This is a genomic window from Cupriavidus sp. GW822-FHT06G04, from assembly GCF_058799075.1.
In genome coordinates, this window is record NZ_JBXALD010000005.1 from 186855 (window position 1) to 204701 (window position 17847).

At 67.3% G+C, this 17847-nt stretch carries 16 protein-coding genes; 8 read left to right on the forward strand and 8 right to left on the reverse strand.

Features of this window, described 5'->3' with window-relative positions; genetic code table 11:
* Nucleotides 1-15 precede the first annotated feature (15 nt).
* A complete protein-coding gene (locus AC1RKI_RS13730; protein WP_492795736.1) occupies nt 16-582 on the reverse strand; it encodes a helix-turn-helix domain-containing protein in 567 nt (188 codons plus the stop codon).
* 174 nt (nt 583-756) lie between these two features.
* Between AC1RKI_RS13730 and AC1RKI_RS13735 the strand changes: the two genes are divergently transcribed.
* From AC1RKI_RS13735 to AC1RKI_RS13750, 4 genes are all read left to right on the forward strand, one after another.
* Nucleotides 757-2127: an LLM class flavin-dependent oxidoreductase gene (locus AC1RKI_RS13735; protein WP_490714512.1), complete on the forward strand. Its 1371-nt coding sequence runs from the start codon at nt 757-759 to the stop codon at nt 2125-2127.
* A 17-nt stretch (nt 2128-2144) separates the two neighbouring features.
* Complete coding sequence (locus AC1RKI_RS13740) at nt 2145-2648, forward strand: flavin reductase (protein ID WP_227460795.1); 504 nt, start codon at nt 2145-2147, stop codon at nt 2646-2648.
* 2 nt (nt 2649-2650) lie between these two features.
* A complete protein-coding gene (locus AC1RKI_RS13745) occupies nt 2651-3868 on the forward strand; it encodes an MFS transporter (protein WP_492795739.1) in 1218 nt (405 codons plus the stop codon).
* A 233-nt stretch (nt 3869-4101) separates the two neighbouring features.
* Nucleotides 4102-4287 (forward strand): CsbD family protein, encoded by a 186-nt coding sequence (locus AC1RKI_RS13750; protein WP_061954659.1) that lies wholly within the window; start codon nt 4102-4104, stop codon nt 4285-4287.
* A gap of 144 nt (nt 4288-4431) precedes the next feature.
* On the opposite strand, the gene AC1RKI_RS13755 is transcribed toward AC1RKI_RS13750, so the two are convergent.
* From AC1RKI_RS13755 to AC1RKI_RS13775, 5 genes are read right to left on the reverse strand one after another with little or no spacing between them, the layout of a single operon-like run.
* Nucleotides 4432-5886, reverse strand: coding sequence for an FAD-binding oxidoreductase (locus AC1RKI_RS13755; RefSeq protein ID WP_251165104.1), 1455 nt, complete (start codon nt 5884-5886; stop codon nt 4432-4434).
* 9 nt (nt 5887-5895) lie between these two features.
* On the reverse strand, nt 5896-6699 hold the full coding sequence (gene hpaI, locus AC1RKI_RS13760; protein WP_061957019.1) for a 4-hydroxy-2-oxoheptanedioate aldolase: 804 nt from the start codon (nt 6697-6699) through the stop codon (nt 5896-5898).
* Between the two features lie 25 nt (nt 6700-6724).
* Entirely contained in the window at nt 6725-8203 is a 1479-nt protein-coding gene (locus tag AC1RKI_RS13765) for an NAD-dependent succinate-semialdehyde dehydrogenase (protein WP_061957018.1), read from the reverse strand.
* Nucleotides 8204-8221: 18 nt separating this feature from the next.
* Entirely contained in the window at nt 8222-9745 is a 1524-nt protein-coding gene (locus tag AC1RKI_RS13770) for a UxaA family hydrolase (protein ID WP_150980413.1), read from the reverse strand.
* A gap of 21 nt (nt 9746-9766) precedes the next feature.
* Nucleotides 9767-10789, reverse strand: a complete 1023-nt coding sequence (locus AC1RKI_RS13775; protein ID WP_492795742.1) for a tripartite tricarboxylate transporter substrate binding protein — start codon at nt 10787-10789, stop codon at nt 9767-9769.
* 141 nt (nt 10790-10930) lie between these two features.
* Between AC1RKI_RS13775 and AC1RKI_RS13780 the strand changes: the two genes are divergently transcribed.
* From AC1RKI_RS13780 to AC1RKI_RS13795, 4 genes are all read left to right on the forward strand, one after another.
* Nucleotides 10931-11917: a LysR substrate-binding domain-containing protein gene (locus tag AC1RKI_RS13780; RefSeq protein WP_244788161.1), complete on the forward strand. Its 987-nt coding sequence runs from the start codon at nt 10931-10933 to the stop codon at nt 11915-11917.
* The gene (locus AC1RKI_RS13785; protein ID WP_244788160.1) at nt 11914-13179 is read left to right on the forward strand and encodes an NAD(P)/FAD-dependent oxidoreductase; all 1266 of its coding nucleotides are present in this window, start codon (nt 11914-11916) and stop codon (nt 13177-13179) included. The genes AC1RKI_RS13780 and AC1RKI_RS13785 overlap by 4 nt, the downstream gene beginning before the upstream one ends.
* Before the next feature lie 167 nt (nt 13180-13346).
* Nucleotides 13347-14303, forward strand: coding sequence for a sensor histidine kinase (locus tag AC1RKI_RS13790; protein WP_338127472.1), 957 nt, complete (start codon nt 13347-13349; stop codon nt 14301-14303).
* Nucleotides 14300-15061, forward strand: coding sequence for a LytR/AlgR family response regulator transcription factor (locus tag AC1RKI_RS13795; protein ID WP_150980423.1), 762 nt, complete (start codon nt 14300-14302; stop codon nt 15059-15061). The genes AC1RKI_RS13790 and AC1RKI_RS13795 overlap by 4 nt, the downstream gene beginning before the upstream one ends.
* Nucleotides 15062-15088: 27 nt before the next feature.
* Here the strand turns inward: AC1RKI_RS13795 and AC1RKI_RS13800 are convergent, their stop codons facing one another.
* Nucleotides 15089-15418, reverse strand: coding sequence for a 2TM domain-containing protein (locus AC1RKI_RS13800; protein WP_150980426.1), 330 nt, complete (start codon nt 15416-15418; stop codon nt 15089-15091).
* A 168-nt stretch (nt 15419-15586) separates the two neighbouring features.
* Nucleotides 15587-17845: a molybdopterin-dependent oxidoreductase gene (locus AC1RKI_RS13805; RefSeq protein WP_492795746.1), complete on the reverse strand. Its 2259-nt coding sequence runs from the start codon at nt 17843-17845 to the stop codon at nt 15587-15589.
* Between the last annotated feature and the right edge of the window lie 2 nt (nt 17846-17847).

Genomic DNA, 17847 nt, shown 5'->3' on the forward strand with positions numbered 1-17847 from the left:
TTGCGCGGGAGGTCCTCAGCGTCGTACCAGTGCCACCACGTAGACGCACGGCGTGCTGCCAGGATTGACGAACGTGCATGGCGCAGGCGGCCCCAGTTGCAGGCAGTCGCCCGCGTGCAGCGTGTGCACCAGTTCTCCTTCCTCGAAGACCAGTGTGCCTTCCGTCACCCAGATCTGCTGGTGCTGGAACGTGAACGCCGACGAAGGATAGGCCACGCGCGCACGCCCGGGCAGCGTGACGTGCACCAGTTCCAGCATGCCGCCATTGCGCGGCGAGATCGCGCGGCGCGTGTAGCCGGTTTCGGGGTCCTGCCATACCGGTTGGTCCGCATGGCGGCTCGTTCGTTCGCCGCTCTGCTCGGCCAGCGCCAACAGCATCGACAGCTGCAACCCAAACGCGCCGGACAGTCGCCCCAGCACCGTCGCCGTTGGACTGGCTTCACCGCGCTCGATCTTGCTTATCATCGCCCGCGATACGCCCGAGCGGTCGGCCAGATCCGCCAGCGACCAGCCGCGCGATTCGCGCTCGATGCGCACGCGCGCCGAGATGGCGTGGGTCGGGTCTTCGGGGAGTCGGCTCATGGTGATGGGCAAGTCGGGAGACGTCGCATTATAAGAGCGGCGCGGCGTTGGCTCCGGCGCGCATCGATCGAAGGCATACGGGTAAACCCTGCGCGGTAAGTCCTTACGATAATGGCATTTCGTCCACTATAGTGGATGGCAAATCGAACGCCCCAATCGCCGAACGGAGCCCCCATGCCGCGCGAAATCCGCCTGAATGCCTTCGACATGCATTGCGTCGGCCACATCCAGCAAGGCATGTGGACCCATCCGCGCGACCAGTCGCATCGCTACGCCGAGCTCCAATATTGGGTCGATTACGCCAGGACACTCGAGCGCGGCCTGTTCGACGGCATCTTCTTTGCCGATGTGCTGGGCGTGTACGACGTCTTCGGCGGCAGTGCCGATGCCGCGCTGCGCGGCGCCGTGCAGGTGCCGGTCAACGATCCTACGCTGCTGATCCCCGCCATGGCCGCGGTGACGCAGCATCTGGGATTTGGCGTCACCGCCAATCTGATCTACGAGCAGCCGTTTCTGTTCGCGCGCCGCATGTCCACGCTCGATCACCTGACCGGCGGGCGCATCGGCTGGAATATCGTCACCGGTTATCTGGACAGCGCCGCGCGCGCGATCGGCATGGAAGGGCAAGTGGCGCACGACGACCGCTACGATCTGGCGGACGAATACATGGCGCTGGTCTACAAGCTGTGGGAAGGCAGTTGGGATGACGATGCGGTGGTCGCCGACCGCACGCGCGGCATCTACGCCGATCCCGCGAAGGTGCGTGCGATTCATCATCATGGGCCGCAGTACAAGGTCGACGCCATGCACCTCTGCGCGCCGTCGCCGCAGCGTACGCCAGTGCTGTATCAGGCAGGCGCATCGACGCGCGGCCGGCGCTTTGCCGCCACGCACGCGGAATGTGTGTTCGTCAACGGACAGAAGAAGGAGGGCGTCAGGGACATCGTCGACGATATTCGCAGGCAGGCCGTGCAACTGGGCAGGCAGGCGGAGGACGTCAAGGTGTTTCTCGGCGCGACGCTGGTGGTGGGGCGCACCGACGCCGAGGCGCAGGAAAAATTCGAGGAATATCGCCGTTATGTCAGCTCCGAAGCGGCGTTGGTGCATGCGGCGGCTTCGCTGGGCATCGATTTCGCGCGCTATGACCTCGACGAGCCGATCGATACGGGCAAGAGCCAGGCCATCGTGTCCAACGTCGAAGCGATGACGCGCAGCGCCGGGCCACAGTGGACGCGCCGCAAGCTGCTGGAACAGATGGTGCTGGGCAGCCGCCAGCCGCCGTGGGTGGGCTCCGCGGAGCGCGTGGCGGATCTGCTGATGGCGTGGAGCGAGGAAACCGGCGTCGATGGCTTCAACCTGTCGCGCACCGTGGTGCCCGAGTGTTTCACGGACGTGATCGATCTGGTGGTGCCGCTGTTGCAGGAGCGCGGCGCCTACAAGACCGCGTATCGGACCGGCACCTATCGCGACAAGCTGTTTGGCCGCGCGCGGCTGCCGGCATCGCACACCGCCGCGCGCTATCGCGGCGCGGGCGCCAACCTGTAATCGTCGGGCTTTGGATCATGGTCGACAAGACAACCTTTCGTGACGCGATGGCTGGCCTGGGCGCCGCCGTCAATGTCGTCACCACCGATGGCCCGGCCGGCATGGCCGGCTGCACGGCGTCCGCCGTGTGCGCGGTGACCGATGAGCCGCCCACGCTGCTGGTCTGCATCCATCGCGCCAGCCGCAACAATGCGGCGATGCGCGCCAACGGCAGGCTGTGCGTGAACGTGCTGAGCGCCGAACAGCGCGATGTGGCGATGCGCTTTGCCGACAAGGAGCTGTCGATCGACGCGCGTTTTGCCGGTGCCGCGTGGGACCGGCTGGTGACCGGCGCGCCGGTGTTGCATGGCGCGGTGTCCGCACTCGATTGCGAGATCGTATCGGTGACCGAAGTCGGCACGCATACCGTGTTTTTCTGCGAAATCAAGGCCGCGCAAACCGCCATCGATAGGGACGGCCTGATCTATTTCGGCCGCGACTTCCATCGCGTCGGCGCCGCCGCGCTATCGGCCGCGGCGTGAGCATGCCGGCATCGCCCTCACGCGGCAAACTGTTCTCGATCGTGATCCTGTTGCTGGCCGAAGTGGCGGCAATGGGCGTGTGGTTTTCCGCCAGTACGGCAGTGGCGGTGATCAAGCGCACGCATTCGATCAGCGCCTTCGATGAAGCGCTGCTGACCAGCGCCGTGCAGTTCGGCTTCGTGGCCGGCACGCTGGCGTCCGCGCTGCTTTCCCTGGCCGATCGCTACGATCTGCGGCGCCTGTTCGCGGGCTCGGCGTTGCTGGCGGCCATCGCCACGGGCGCGCTGGCCTTCCTGCCGCCAACCGGCGGCACGGTGGCGGTGCTGCGCTTTGTCACCGGCGTGTGCATGGCCGGCGTGTATCCAGTGGGCATGCGGCTTGCCGCCACCTGGGCGCAACGCGATTTGGGTTTGCTGATCGGCTTGCTGGTGGGCGCGTTGACACTGGGATCGGCCAGCCCGCATCTGGTGGCGGCCACCGGCGGCGCAGACTGGCGCACGATTTACGGCGTGGCCGCGGCCTGCGCCGCGTGCGCGGCGGCAATCATCGGGCTGGCTGGCATCGGTCCGCATCTGAAGCGCGCCGCGCGCATCGACCTGTCCAAGATCGCGCAGGCATGGCGTCAGCCTGCCGTGCGGCTGGCCAATCTCGGCTATCTCGGCCATATGTGGGAGCTTTACGCGATGTGGGCGTGGCTGGCGCTGTTCCTGCAACAGACGCTGGCGGCCCGCGGCGCCACCGACGCGCGCACCGATGCGGAACTGCTGACCTTCACGGTGATTGCCATCGGCGCGCTGGGCGCGTGGCTCGGCGGCTGGCTGGCCGACCGCGTGGGGCGCACCGCGGTGACGATCGGCGCGATGGCCGTCAGCGCATCGTGCGCCGCAGCGATGGGCTGGCTCGGCGCGGCGCCGATGACCGTGCTGGTGGCAGTCGCGCTGGTATGGGGCGTATCGGTCATCGCCGACTCCGCGCAGTTTTCCGCAAGCGTGACCGAACTGGCCGATCCCTCGTCCATCGGCACGTTGCTGACCGCGCAAACCTGCGCCGGATTTCTGCTGACGCTGGTCAGCATCCACCTGCTGCCCGACGTGGTGGCGCTGCTGGGGTGGCGCGGTGGCTTCGGCATGCTCGCTATCGGCCCGGCGCTCGGCTGCGTGGCGATGTGGCGGCTCAGGCAACATCCGGACGCCGTGAAACTGGCCGGCGGCCGGCGCTAGCCGCCGGTGCCGTGCCGACAAACGGGTGAAGCCGCCTTTGCGGCACTTGCGAGCGGCCGCGCGGCCGCGCCGGAGATGGCGTCCGACACACCATTGCGGTGTCGTCCTACGTGCATGCGCCAGCGTATTTTCTACACTGTCCTCTAGCGCCGCTTCCCATGCAACGCGTCGCCGCTGGCGACGGTCCGTTGACGGGGACCCGGCCTTTTCGAACCGATCATAGGAGCGTGACCATGAACAAGGACCAAGTGAAAGGCCGTGTGAACGAAGCCAAGGGCAAGGCCAAGGAACTGGCCGGCAAGGTAACCGGCAAGGCGTCCACGGAAGTCAAGGGCAAGGCCGAGCAGGTAGCGGGCCGCACGCAGGCTGCCTATGGCGACGCCAAGGAAGACATGAAGAAGAACCGGAATCCGCGCTGAGCGGAAACCCCTGCGAACTGGCGTGCGCTGCGGCACGGCGCGCGCCAGTGAAAAATGCAGTCACGGAAGGCGGGGCGCGATGCCCCGCCTTTTCTCTTTTCTGTTGGCAACAACCGTTGGCAACGACCGCGATCCTGCCTGCGATCAGGACGCCGCCGCTCCATCGATTTGCGGCAGCACGCGCCCGGGGTTGAGCAGGTTCTTGGGATCGAGCGCGCGCTTCACCTGCCACATCAATTCCAGTTCCACCTGCGATTTGTATTGCCGGAGATCGTCGCGCTTGGCCACCCCGATGCCATGTTCCGCGGAGATCGAACCGTTCTCGGCATGGGCCAGCCCATCGACCAGATCGGACACGGGCTTGTACCACTGCGCAAGGAACGATTTTGCGTCGCGGTCGCGCGGCCGCAGCGGATTGAAGTGGACGTTGCCGTCGCCCATGTGACCGTAGATCACCATGCGCGTAGCGGGCTCCAGCGCCAGCACGTCGGCCGATGCCTTTTCGATGAACTGGGCGATGCGCGACACCGGCACCGAGATATCGCATTTGATGCTGCCGCCGGTGCGGGTCTGGGCGTCCGAGATTTCTTCACGGATACGCCAGAACTGCTGGATGTCGGCCAGGCTCGAAGCGACGGCGGCGTCTACCACCCAGCCGTTGCCGAGGCCCGTTTCGAGGATTTCCATCAGCGTCGCGTTCAGGCTGTCCTCGTCGGCGCCCGAGGTCAGTTCGATCAGCACCATCCAGTCGTGCCGCGCGGGTAGCGGCGACGGCGCGTTGCCCAGGTATTCGAGCACGAGATCGAGCGCGGGCGCCGAGATCAGCTCGAAGGCGGTGACCGCGCCGCCCGACAACGCACGCGCTTGGCCAAGCAGTTGCACGGCCGCTGCGGGGCTTTGCACCGCGACGAACGCCACCGCCGTGGCGCGCGGCTGCGGCATCAGCTTGAGCACCGCGCCGGTGATGATGCCGAGCGTGCCCTCCGCGCCGACGAACAAATGCTTGAGGTCGTATCCGGTGTTGTCCTTGCGCAGCCCCTTGAGCGACGAAAACACGCGCCCGTCGGGCAGCACGACTTCGATCCCCAACACCAGGTCGCGCATATTGCCGTAACGCAGCACTGCCGTGCCGCCGGCATTGGTCGATAGATTGCCGCCGATCTGGCATGACCCCTCGGAGCCGATGCGCAAGGGAAACAGCCGCCCGTTTTCGTCGGCGGTGGCGCGTGCGGCCGACAGCGTGACGCCTGCCTCGACGGTCATGGTGTCGTTGACCGTGTCGACGTCCAGCACGCGATTCATCTTCTTCAGGCTGACCACCACTGCCGTGCCGCTGTCGTCCGGCACGGCGCCGCCCATCAGCGACGTGTTGCCGCCCTGCGGCACCACCGGCACGTCATGCGCGTAGCACCACGCCATCACGCGGCTGACCTGTTCGGTCGACGACGGCATCACCACCAGCGGCGATTTGCCGCGATAGATGCGGCGATAGTCGGTGACGAACGATTCGGTATCGGCGTCGGCTACCAGGCAGCCGTTGGCGCCAACGATGTCCTGCATGGCATGCAGCAGAACGTCTTGAGAGGGCAGTGAGGTCATCTTCAACAATCAGTAGGCGGCGCCGGGCGCGTCGATGCGTTGCGCGCGATCCGGCAGGAATTCGGCGGCCAGCTTGCGCGCCGCGTTGGCGAAGACCAGCACGTCGACGCCGGTGGCCACGAAGGTGCAGCCCAGTTCCAGATAACGACGCGCGAGCGCGTTGTCTGAAGTGAGCGTGCCGGCGGCCTTGCCGCTGGCCACGATGGTGCGCATCGCGCTTTCGATCTGCGCCTGCACATCGGGATGGCCCGGATTGCCGCGGTGGCCCATCGACGCAGCCAGGTCGGCCGGACCGATAAACACGCCGTCGACGCCCTCCACGGCGCAGATCGCTTCCAGGTTTTGCATGGCGGTCACGGTTTCGGCCTGCACCAGCAGGCACACCTCGTCGTCGGCCACGTCCAGATAGTCCTTGCGCGCCGTCCATTGCGACACACGCGCCACGGCGCTGCCCACCCCGCGCACGCCGAAGGGCGGGTAGCGTGTGGCGCGCACCAGCGCGGCGGCCTGCTCGGCGGTATCGACCATCGGGATCAGCAGCGTGCGCGCGCCGATATCGAGCAGTTGCTTGATCAGCGCGGTTTCGCCAGAGACGGCGCGCACCACGGGCTGCGACCGATAGGGCGCCAGCACCTGCAGCGTTTGCAGGATGGTGCGCACATCGTTGGGCGCATGTTCGCCATCGACCAGCAGCCAGTCGAAGCCGGCCGTCGCGCTGACTTCGGCCAGATAGGGCGTGGCGCCGGACATCCAGAGGCCAATTTGCGCCTGGCGCGCGGCCAGCGCGGTCTTGAACGGGTTGTGTGCGGGCATGGGGGTTGTCTCCTGTTGGGTGGGCTCAGTTCAACTGGCCCTGGCAGAGATACTTGGTATGCATGTAATCGTCAAGCCCGTGCCGCGATCCCTCGCGGCCGTAGCCCGATTCCTTCACGCCGCCGAACGGCGCGGCTTCGGACGCCAGCGCCCCCTCGTTGATACCGACGATGCCGGTTTCCAGCGCCTGCGCCACGCGCCAGATGCGCCGCACGTCGGTCGAATAGAAGTAGGCCGCCAGGCCGAACGGCGTGTCGTTGGCGTCGCGCACCACTTCGTCCTCGTGCGTGAAGCGGAACACGGGCGCCACCGGGCCGAAGGTTTCCTCGTGCGCCAGCGCCATCGCCGGCGTTGCATCGACCAGCACGGTCGGCGCGTAATAGTGCGGGCCGTCGGCCTCGCGCACGCGCCGGCCGCCCACCACCACGCGCGCGCCGTGCGCCACGGCGTCCTGCACGTGGCGGTCGATCTTGTCGACAGCGCGCGCGTTGATCATCGGCCCGATCTGCGCGGCGGCCTCGCTGGCCGGGCCCACATGCAGCGCGCTCACGCGGGCCGCGAGCTTGTCGACGAAGGCGTCATGCACGCCAGCCTGCACGTAGACGCGATTCGGACAGACGCAGGTTTGCCCGCCGTTGCGGAATTTGGCCACCATCAGCCCTTCCACGGCCGCATCGACATCGGCGTCGTCGAAGACGATGAACGGCGCGTTGCCGCCCAGTTCCAGCGACAGCTTCTTGAGCGTGGCGGCCGATTCGCGCGCCAGATGCTTGCCCACCGGTGTCGATCCCGTGAACGTGATCTTGCGCACGCGCGGATCGGCCAGCCAGGTATCGACCACGGCCGGCGTGCTGGCGCGCGACGCGGTCACGATGTTGAGCACGCCATCGGGCAGCCCGGCCTGCTGGGCCAGATACACCAGCGCCAGCGCGGTCAGCGGCGTGTCTTCGGCGGGTTTGGCCACCACGGTGCAGCCGGCGGCCAGCGCCGGGGCGATCTTGCGCGCGATCATCGCCAGCGGGAAGTTCCACGGCGTGATCGCCGCCACCACGCCGACCGGCTCCTTCAGCACGATCATCTTGCGTCCCGGCACCGCTTCGGCCACCACGTCGCCGCAAATGCGCGTGGCTTCTTCCGCAAACCATTCGACGTACGACGCGCCATAGCGCACTTCGCCCAGGCTTTCGTGCATCGGCTTGCCCTGTTCGGCCGAGATGATGCGCGCCAGATCGGCCTCGTTGGCGAGGATCAGCGCGTGCCAGCGCTTGATGGTTTGCGCGCGTTCCCGTGCGGTGCGGGCGCTCCATGCCGGAAACGCGGCCGCCGCCGCATCGGCCGCGCGTGCGGCGTCGGCCGCGCCGCTGTCTGGCACGCGGGCAATCACGTCACCCGTGGCTGGGTCGGTGACTTCGAGCATCTGGCGTGCGTCTCGCGCATCGCACCATTGCTGCGCGATGAAATTCTGCGAACGCAGCAGTTCGCCGTTGGAAAGGGATTCAAGCATGAGGAATGCGAAGAAAAGTTAGCTGACGATGCCGACATGCCAGGGCACGAATTCATGATCGCCGAGCCCGAGCAGTTCGCTCTTGGTGGGAGCGCCCGATGCCGCGCGCAGGATGTGCTCGAAGATCCGTTCGCCCATCTGCGCAACGCTCAGTTCGCCATCGAGCACCAGACCGCAGTTGATGTCCATGTCTTCTTCCAGGCGGCGATACATCGGCGAATTCGATGCCAGCTTGATGGTGGGCGCGGGCTTGGAGCCGAACATCGAACCGCGCCCGGTGGTAAAGCAGATCAGGTTGGCGCCGCTGGCGATCTGGCCGGTTGCGGCCACTGGGTCGTAGCCTGGTGAATCCATGAAGACAAAGCCCGCGGTGTCGATCGGCTCGGCATATTCGTACACTGCCTGCAGCGGGGTGGTGCCGCCTTTCATGGCCGAGCCCAGCGACTTTTCGAAGATGTTCGCCAGGCCGCCCTGCTGGTTGCCGTGGCCGACCACGCCGTTGAATTGCGCGTTGTGTCCCGCCGTGTAGCGTTCCCACCAGGCCAGTCTGTCGAGCAGCTTCTGGCCGACTTCCGGCGTGACCGCGCGGCGCGTCAGCATGTATTCCACGCCGTGGATCTCGGGCGTTTCTGACAGGATCGCCGTGCCGCCGTGGCGCACAAGAATATCCATGGCCGCACCCAGCGCCGGATTGGCGGTGATGCCCGAAAAGCCGTCGGAGCCGCCGCATTCCAGGCCGATCTTCAGATGGCTGGCGCTGACCGCTTGCCGCGTGCATGCGTTGGCGGCGGGCAGCATGGCCTCGATGGCGCGGATGCCCGCCTCGATGGTGGCGCGCGTGCCGCCAGTGTCCTGCATCACCAGCGTATGGAGGTTTTCGCCGGGCGTGAGCCCCTGCGAGTCCACCAATGACGCCACCTGATTGCGCTCGCAGCCCAGTCCGACGATCAGCACCCCGGCCAGGTTGGGGTGGCGCGCGTAGCCTGCCAGCGTGCGGCGCAGCAGATCGAAATGCTCGCTGGGCGACGACATGCCGCAACCGCTGCTTTGCGCGAACGCGGCCACGCCGTCGACGTTGGGATAGGCCGCCAGCCGCTCCGGCGTGAAATGCGCGGCGATGTGCTTGATGACGGTGGCCGAGCAGTTCACCGATGAAAGAATGCCGATGAAATTGCGTGTGCCCACGCGGCCGTCCGGGCGCACGTAGCCCATGAACGTGGCGCGCTCGGCTTCGGGCACATAGTCCACGGGCCGCACGTCACGACAGAATTCCGGATCGCGATAGAAATCGACGAGTCGCAGGTTATGGCTGTGCACGTGGTCGCCCGCCGCGATGTCGCGATCGGCCACGCCGATCACGGTGTCGTACTTGCGAATCTGTTCGCCGCGCGCAATCGCACGCGCGGCGATCTTGTGTCCGGCAGGCACCTGGGCGCGCATGCGCACGCCAAGCGCTTCCAGCGGCTGGCCCAGCGTCAGATCGGTTCGGGCGATCAGGACGTTGTCGTTGGCATGCAGACGAATGACGGGAGAAAGGGTCACGTTTGAAAGATGCGTTGCGGGTTAGCTCTGCGCGAGCATTTCCTTGAGCTTCAGGCGCTTGATCAATTGCGTTTCCTGGGCGTAGACCGTCGCCACATATTTCTTGTAGTCGGGTCCGTCCAGGTACATCAGGGGCGCGTCCAGGCGCGCGGCGACGGACTTGAACTCCGGGCTGGCCACGGCGGCGCGGAACGCCTCGCGCAGCTTGGTCTCGATGGCCGGCGGCAGGCCCTTGGGTGCACCGATGCCGTTGGGCGCTTCCACCACCACGTCGTAGCCAAGTTCCTTGAGCGTCGGCGTGTCCTTGAAGCGGGGCGTGCGCTGCTCGCCCCAGGTTGCCAGCAGGCGCAGCTTGCCGCCTTCGACATGCGGCGCCCACGAGCTGGAATCGGCCAGCAGGTCCACCTGGTTGGCCAGCACGTCCTGCAGCGCGGCGGAGCCGCCCTTGTAAGCGATGGCGTTGAACTTCACGCCAGCGGCCAGCGCAAACTGTTCCATGCCGACGTGCGTGGCACCGCCGATGCCGGCATGCGCATAAGTGACGCGGCCAGGGTTGGCGCGCGCTTCGGCGATCACGTCGGCCAGCGTCTTGAAGCGCGAGGCCGATGGCACGGCAATGCCGAACGTCTGGCCCGAGGTGCGCGCCAGATACGTGAGGTCGGTGCGCGGATCGAGTTGCAGCATGCCGAGCTGCGAGAAGCGCGTGACTGAAATCGGCACCTGACCGATGGTGTAGCCATCGGGATTGGCGCGTGACAGCGCCTTGGTGCCGATCATGCCCGACGCGCCGGCGCGGTTTTCCACCACGATCGACTGTTTCAGGATGCCGGATGCCACCTGGCACAGCGCACGCATTGACTGGTCGGCCGTGCCGCCGACGGGCCACGGGCAGATGAAAGTGATGGGACGCTCGGGATACTCGGCAGCTGCGCGCGCCACGCCCGGGATCAGCAGGCTGGCGCCGCTCGCGGCGGCAGCGGTGGCCGCGGCGCCGCCCAGCAACAGGCGGCGGCGCATCGGGTTGGCGGGACGGCGGTCAGTCATGGGGATGTCTCCAACATTGTTGTATGTCGCGGCAAGGTCGGCGCCTACCGCTCTGCATGCGATTGTCAGGGCGATCAACATAACCATCCAATAGAAAATCGGCATTGCTTCATAACCTGCGGGTTTAGTAGACTCGCGGCCATGGCCCATATCGATCGCGCCTTCCGCTCCAATATCAAGCTGCGCCACCTGCAATTGCTGGTGGCGCTGGACGAGTTCCGCCATCTGGGGCGTACCGCAGAATTTCTTTCGGTCAGCCAGCCGGCCGTGTCGAAGGTGCTGGCCGAGGTGGAAAAGATGCTGGGCATGACGCTGTTCACGCGCTCCACGCGCGGCACGGAACCCACCGCGGCCGGCGCTTCGCTGGTGCGGTTTGCGCGTTCGGTGCTGGCCCAGTACGACCTCACGCGCGACGAGATCGAGGCCGAAGCCAGCGGCGCGGCCGGTCGTGTGCGCGTGGGATCGATGAGCGCCGCGCTGCCGGTGCTGGTGGCCGGCGCGGTGACGCGCCTGAAGCAGCGTGCGCCACGCGCCACGGTGCTGATCGAGGAGGGCGACCTCACGCACCTGCTGCCGCGCCTGCGCCTGTCCGAGCTCGATGTGGTCGTGGGCCGGCTCGAACCCGCCTATGCCGCTCCCGACCTGTCGACGCAGGCGCTCTATGAGGACCCGATGGTGGCGATCGTCGCGCCGGACCACCCACTGGCGCGCAAGGCGCGGCCCGACTGGTCGGACCTGGCCCGGCATCCGCTGGTCATGCCGCCGCCGTGGGCGTCGCTGCGCGTCAAGATCGAGCAGGCCTTTCATCGGCACGGCCACCAGCCGCCCGCGGATGTGATGGAGTCGTCGTCGTATCTGGCGGTCACGACGTTCGTCGCGCAGCGCCACGCGGTAGGATTCGTGGCGCGCTCGGTGGGGCGGCAGTTGCAGTCCGAAGGACGCTTCCACGTGCTGCCGATGACGGTGCGGATCGATCTGCCGCCGATCGGACTGATGACATTGCGCGATCGGCGGCCAGCCCCCAGCGCTACCGAACTGATCGCCTGCCTGCAGGAGGAAGCGCGCCAGATCGCGAAGCCTCGCGGCAGATCCCGAAACCCTTTGAAGACCGCAGTCAGGACGTCATGACAGACGCAGCCAGAAATTCCCGCCGTACCGAAGTGGTGGTACTGGGCGCCGGCATTGTCGGTGTGTGCACCGCGCTGGCGCTGCAGCAGCGCGGCCACGCCGTTTGCCTGATCGACCGTAACGCGCCAGGGCGCGAGACGTCTTACGGCAACGCCGGCATCATCCAGCGCGAAGCAGTGCAGCCCTATGCGTTTCCGCGTGCATGGCAGGCCATCCTGCGCGTGGCCGCGCGGCGCGGCAATGACGTGCATTACCACCTGCGCGCGCTGCCTTCGCTGGTGCCGTCGCTGGCGCGCTACTGGCACGCGTCCGCGCCGCGGCGCTACGCGGCCACGGTGACCGCCTACGCGGCCTTGATCGAGCATTGCATCGACGAACACGCGCCGCTGGTCGAACGCGCTGGCGCGCAGGACCTGATCCGCAAATCGGGCTGGCTCGAGGCGTATCGCACGCCTGCGGCATTCGAGGCCGCCGCGCGCGACGCGCAGGCGGTATCGACGCAGCACGCATTGCATACCGCGATTCTCGACGGCGACGCGCTGGCCGCCGCGGAACCCGCGCTGCAACGCCGCCTGGCTGGCGCGGTGCACTGGCAAGACCCCTGGACCGTGAGCGATCCCGGCGAACTGGTGGCGCGCTATGCGGCGCTGTTCGAACGCGAAGGCGGCGTGTTTGTGCGCGGCGACGCCGATACGCTGCGCGCCGTCGGCAGCGGCTGGACCGTGCAGACCAGCGCGGGCGCGATCGACGCCGAACACGCGGTCATCGCGCTGGGACCGTGGGCGGCGGGACTGACGCAGAAGTTGGCGTACCGGCTGCCGCTGTTCGTCAAGCGCGGCTATCACCGCCACTATCACGTGCAGGACATGCCGCAAAAACCGCTGCTCGACGCGGAAAACGGCATCCTGCTGGCGCCGATGCGGCAGGGCCTGCGCCTGACCACGGGCGCGGAATTCGCTCATCACGAAGCGCCGCCCACGCCGGTGCAATCGGTGCGCGCGCAGCAACTGGCGGCCGAACTCGTGCGGCTGGGTGATCCGGTGGAAGCGCAGCCATGGATGGGCGCGCGGCCCTGTATCGCCGACATGCGGCCGGTGGTCGGCCGTGCGCCGCGTCATGCCAACCTCTGGTTTCACTTCGGCCACGGCCATCAGGGACTGACGCTGGGCCCGGCCACCGCGCGGCTGCTGGCGGAACTGTTCGATCACGACCGGCCTTACGTCGACCCCGCACCGTACGATCCGCGCCGCTTCGGCGGCTGAAGGCAGCGGGGCACCGGCGTGCGCGATTCGCATGCGATGTCGCGGCGGCTCGCGCCGTCCAGCCGTCAACGACGCCGCCGTTCTGTCGATCCGCGCAATCCCGGTGTCCATCGCGCCAGGGCCGGTGTTAATCTCGCTGCAACTGCGAGCCCCCCACCCACCGAACCGTGCGCCCCGTCGATCCCGATCTCTGGCGAAACGCCGCCGACCAGCATGCCTATAACGAAGCGCGCCGCCGTGTGCGGGGGCTGCGTTTCTTCTACATGCATGCGCTGGTGTATGTGGGCGTCAATGCGCTGCTAATCGTCATCAACCTGATCACCTCGCCGCATCGTCCGTGGGCCAGCGCGCCGCTGATGGGATGGGGCGTCGGGCTGGCGGTGCACGGCATCATGACGTGGAGCCGTGTCGGCCTGCTCGGCCGCAACTGGGAAGAACGCAAGATCGCCGAGTACATGGCGCGCGATCAGGTGCGTACGCTGTCGACGGAAAAGCAGTTGGTGGAAGCGCAGATGCGGCTGCTGCAGGCGCAGATCGAACCGCATTTCCTGTTCAACACGCTGGCCAATGTGGTCAGCCTGATCGAGCCAGCGCCGCAAAAGGCCACGCTGATGCTTGAGCATTTCATCGCCTACCTGCGCGCATCGCTGGCGGCCAGCCGGGCCACGCAGGGCACGGTCGCACAGGAAGCCACGCTGCTGCGCGATTATCTTGCGCTGATCAAGATCCGCATGGGCGACCGCCTGCAATACGCGATCGAAGTCGACGCCGCGCTGCAAGCCGTCCCCCTGGCGCCGATGCTGTTGCAGCCCGTGGTGGAGAACGCCGTCAAGCACGGGCTGGAGCCGAAGATCGAAGGCGGCCGCCTGCTGGTGAAGGTGGAGCGCCGCGGGCCGCGCATGCTGGCCACGATCGAGGATGACGGCATGGGGTTCCGGCCCGGCGGTGCGTCGGGCGTCGGGCTGTCCAACCTGCGCGAACGGCTGGCGGTGCTGTACGACGGCGACGCCCATGTGCGGATCGAGGATCGCGCGCCAGGCACCGCCGTGCTGATCGAAATCCCGCTGCCGCGCCAATTCCGCAATGGAGACGCCAAGGGAGACACCAATGGAGACGCTGCATGACGCTCACCGCATTGATCGCCGACGATGAAGAGCACCTGCGCGCGCATCTGCGCGGCAAGCTGGCGCGCCTATGGCCCGAACTCGATATCGTTGCCGAGGCCGCCAACGGTGTGGAGGCCGCGGCGCTGATTGCACGGCATGCGCCGGCCGTGGCTTTCCTCGATATCAAGATGCCGGGCATGTCCGGGCTGGAAGTGGCGCAGGGCATGGAAACCGATACGCGGCTGGTGTTTGTGACGGCCTATGACGAATTCGCACTCGATGCCTTCGAGCGCGCGGCAGTGGACTATCTGGTCAAACCGGTCAACGACGAGCGTCTGGCGCGCACCATCGGACGGCTGCGCCGCGCCTTGCAGGATGCGGCGCCGTTGCCGGAACTGGCGCAACTGCTCGGTCAGCTCACGCGCGGGCAGCCGCGCGCCGAAGGTGCCGGGCCGCTGCGTTGGGTGCGCGCCAGCCGCGGCAATACCACCAGCCATGTACCGATCCAGGACGTGCTGTATTTCCAGAGTGACGATAAATACGTGGTGGTGCATACGCGCGATGGCGAACATCTGATCCGGACGCCGCTTCAGGAACTGATCGACGGGCTCGATCCGGACGTGTTCTGGCAGGTGCATCGTTCCACCATCGTCAACATGGAATACGTGGCCGGCACGCGGCGCGACGATTCGGGACGCCTGTTCGTGCGCATGCGCGACAGCGATACGGAACTGCCCGTATCGCGCGCGTATGTGCATCGCTTCCGCCAGATGTAGGCCGCGCGCTTTGGCGCAGCGCGCCGCTTAGTAGCGTTCCATGAATTCGCGGATCTTGCGGCTCTCCCAGTCGCGGCCCCAGCGCGACAGGCGCGTCCACACCAGGATGCCGTGCACCGCCAGTGCCAGGCCCCACGCCAGCGTGGTGCTCAGCGGCCATGGCCAGCCGCTGGTGGCATGGTGCGACCACGACGGCGTGGGGAAGTAGAAGAAGCGGAACCACAACCAGCCGTTGACCACAAGATAGACCAGCAGGTGCACATACCAGCCGCGCAGTTTGCGCACCGCGCGGCGTGCGCGCCAGTAGGCCATGGCATTGTCGTCGGGCGGCGGGAAGGGTGGGTGATTCGGTTGCATGGCTCGTTCCTGTTCTTGAAATGCATTGCGATGGCTCCTTTGTATGCCACGCGACATGCACTTTCCAGGGGGCTGGGCCGAATCGACAGGAAATCGCCGCGAGCGACGGCGCGCTGGCGCGAATGACGGCACGACCGACGCCGCACCCTGCGGCGTCGGTCGTGCCGCCTAGGCTTCGCGCGACACCTCCACGAGGCAGCTCATCGCATTGGGCCCCTGGGTCAGGTCCGATGTGCCGATATCGAGCGTCAGCGTGTTGGCCGCGCCCGCGCGGTCGATGCCGTCGGCGTCGGGGTCGTACCATGCGCCGGTGGCGATGACCGCCACGCCGCGCGCCACGCCGTCGCTGATGGCCAGCCCCGCGGCGAGCGCGCCGCGCCCGTTATGCACGCGCACGCGCATGCCCGCATGCAGGCCGCGTGCCGCGGCGTCTGCGGGATGCAGGGTGATGCGCTCGGCGCCGGCGATCTTGCCGGCCTGCGCCAGCGGCGCGGCATCGAGCTGGCTGTGCAGCCGATCGGCCGGCTGCACCGACACCAGATGCAGCGGATGGGTTTGCGCCTGCGCCGCGCCGAGCCATTCCACGGGCGGCCGCCAGTTCGGATGCGTACCGCAATCGCTGGACATCGCGCCGATGGTGGGGCTGGACAACTCGATGCGACCGCTTGGCGTGCGCAGCGGATGGGCCACCGGATCGGCGCGGAAATCGTCGAACAGCACGAAGTCTTCGGTGGGCGGCGGCAGCGCCACGTAGCCGGTGCGCCAGAACTGGTCGAAGTCCGGCATGTCGATGCCCGCGCGGGCCTGCGCATCGCGGCATCGTGCGTAGATGCTGGCGATCCAGTCGCGCTCGGCGCGTTGTTCGGTGAAGGCGGCGCGATAGCCGAGACGGTCGGCCAGTTCGGCAAAGATGTCGAAGTCGCTGCGTGCGCGATGCAGCGGTGCAATCGCCTGATGCATCGCCAGCACATAGCGGTCGCGCGACGATCCGCCGATATCGTTGCGCTCGAGCGCCGTGGTGACGGGCAACACGATGTCGGCATGACGCGCGGTGGCGGTCCAGCAGATGTCCTGCACGATCACAGTCTGCGGCCGTGCCCACGCCTGGCGCAGGCGCGACAGTTGCTGATGGTGATGGAACGGATTGCCGCCGGCCCAGTGGATCAGCTTGACGTCCGGATAGTGGCGCGTTTCGCCGCGAAAACGATAGGCGCCGCCGGGATTGAGTAGCATGTCCGACAGCCGCGCGCACGGGATGTCCAGATTGGCGGGATTGCGGCCGACCGGCATCTCCGGGCCCGGCGTTGCCACGCGCGGATTGCCGACGCCATTCATCGATCCGTGGCCAAAGCCGAAACCGCCGCCCGGCAAACCGATCTGCCCAAGCATTGCCGCCAGCGCAATCGCCATCCAGTAGGGCTGTTCGCCGCGGTGCTGGCGTTGCACCGCAAAGCTGCAGGTGATGTAGCTGCGCCGGCCGGCAAGTTGCCTGGCCAGTTGCGCGATGCGCGCGGCGGGGATGCCGGTGATCTGCGCCGCCCATTGCGGCGTCTTGGGCGTGCCGTCGCTCTGCCCCAGCAGATACGCTTCCAGTTCGGGCCAGCCGCTGCAATGCGTGTGCAGGAACGCGGCGGCGTGTGCGTCCGCGCGCCGCAGTTCATAGGCTACGGCCAGCATCAGCGCCACGTCGGTGCCGGGCCGGATCGGAATCCACTCGGCACCGAGAAACGCCGGGCAGTCGTCGCGGGTGGGGCTGATGTTGATGACGGTGGCGCCGCTGGCGGCCAGCTTGCGCAGCCAGCCCTGCTGCGTGTGTTCGGCCGCGCCGCCCGACGACACTTGTCCGTTCTTGAGGGCCAGACCGCCAAACGCGACGAAGACCTCGGTATGCGCGATCAGGCTCGGCCATGCCGTGACGCGGCCGGTCAGCGGACGATCGGTGCCGATCACATGCGGCAGCAGAAATTGCGCGGTGCCCCAGCTGTAGTTGCCAACCTGATCGACGCAGCCGCCGCCGTGGAAGTGAAAGCGCCGGATCAACGAGCGCGCATGATGCAGGCGTCCCGCCGAAGACCAGCCGTAGGATCCACCAAAGATGCCGGATGGGCCATGCTCGGCGCGCACGCGGGCGATTTCGCCGGCGACCAGATCGAGCGCCGCATCCCACGACACCTCGACGAACTCGTCGCGCCCGCGCGCCTGTCCGTCACCGTCACCGTCACCGTCGCCGCGCCGCGCAAGCCAGCCGCGACGCACCATCGGCGCACGGATGCGCGTGGGCGAATACACCGACGGCACGATCGAATCGAGCAGCGGCGATGGGTCGGGGTCCGCCGCGAAGGGTTCGCAGCGGACCAGACGCTCGTCTTCCACCACGGCGGTGAAGGCGCCCCAATGCGCCAGTTGCGGATAGCGGCGAACGGTCACGG

Bases quoted from the DNA above. Each gene is read 5' to 3' on its own strand.
- AC1RKI_RS13730 (WP_492795736.1), bottom strand. From the start codon at position 582: ATGAGCCGACTCCCCGAAGACCCGACCCACGCCATCTCGGCGCGCGTG.
- AC1RKI_RS13735 (WP_490714512.1), top strand. From the start codon at position 757: ATGCCGCGCGAAATCCGCCTGAATGCCTTCGACATGCATTGCGTCGGC.
- AC1RKI_RS13740 (WP_227460795.1), top strand. From the start codon at position 2,145: ATGGTCGACAAGACAACCTTTCGTGACGCGATGGCTGGCCTGGGCGCC.
- AC1RKI_RS13745 (WP_492795739.1), top strand. From the start codon at position 2,651: ATGCCGGCATCGCCCTCACGCGGCAAACTGTTCTCGATCGTGATCCTG.
- AC1RKI_RS13750 (WP_061954659.1), top strand. From the start codon at position 4,102: ATGAACAAGGACCAAGTGAAAGGCCGTGTGAACGAAGCCAAGGGCAAG.
- AC1RKI_RS13755 (WP_251165104.1), bottom strand. From the start codon at position 5,886: ATGACCTCACTGCCCTCTCAAGACGTTCTGCTGCATGCCATGCAGGAC.
- hpaI (WP_061957019.1), bottom strand. From the start codon at position 6,699: ATGCCCGCACACAACCCGTTCAAGACCGCGCTGGCCGCGCGCCAGGCG.
- AC1RKI_RS13765 (WP_061957018.1), bottom strand. From the start codon at position 8,203: ATGCTTGAATCCCTTTCCAACGGCGAACTGCTGCGTTCGCAGAATTTC.
- AC1RKI_RS13775 (WP_492795742.1), bottom strand. From the start codon at position 10,789: ATGACTGACCGCCGTCCCGCCAACCCGATGCGCCGCCGCCTGTTGCTG.
- AC1RKI_RS13780 (WP_244788161.1), top strand. From the start codon at position 10,931: ATGGCCCATATCGATCGCGCCTTCCGCTCCAATATCAAGCTGCGCCAC.
- AC1RKI_RS13785 (WP_244788160.1), top strand. From the start codon at position 11,914: ATGACAGACGCAGCCAGAAATTCCCGCCGTACCGAAGTGGTGGTACTG.
- AC1RKI_RS13795 (WP_150980423.1), top strand. From the start codon at position 14,300: ATGACGCTCACCGCATTGATCGCCGACGATGAAGAGCACCTGCGCGCG.
- AC1RKI_RS13800 (WP_150980426.1), bottom strand. From the start codon at position 15,418: ATGCAACCGAATCACCCACCCTTCCCGCCGCCCGACGACAATGCCATG.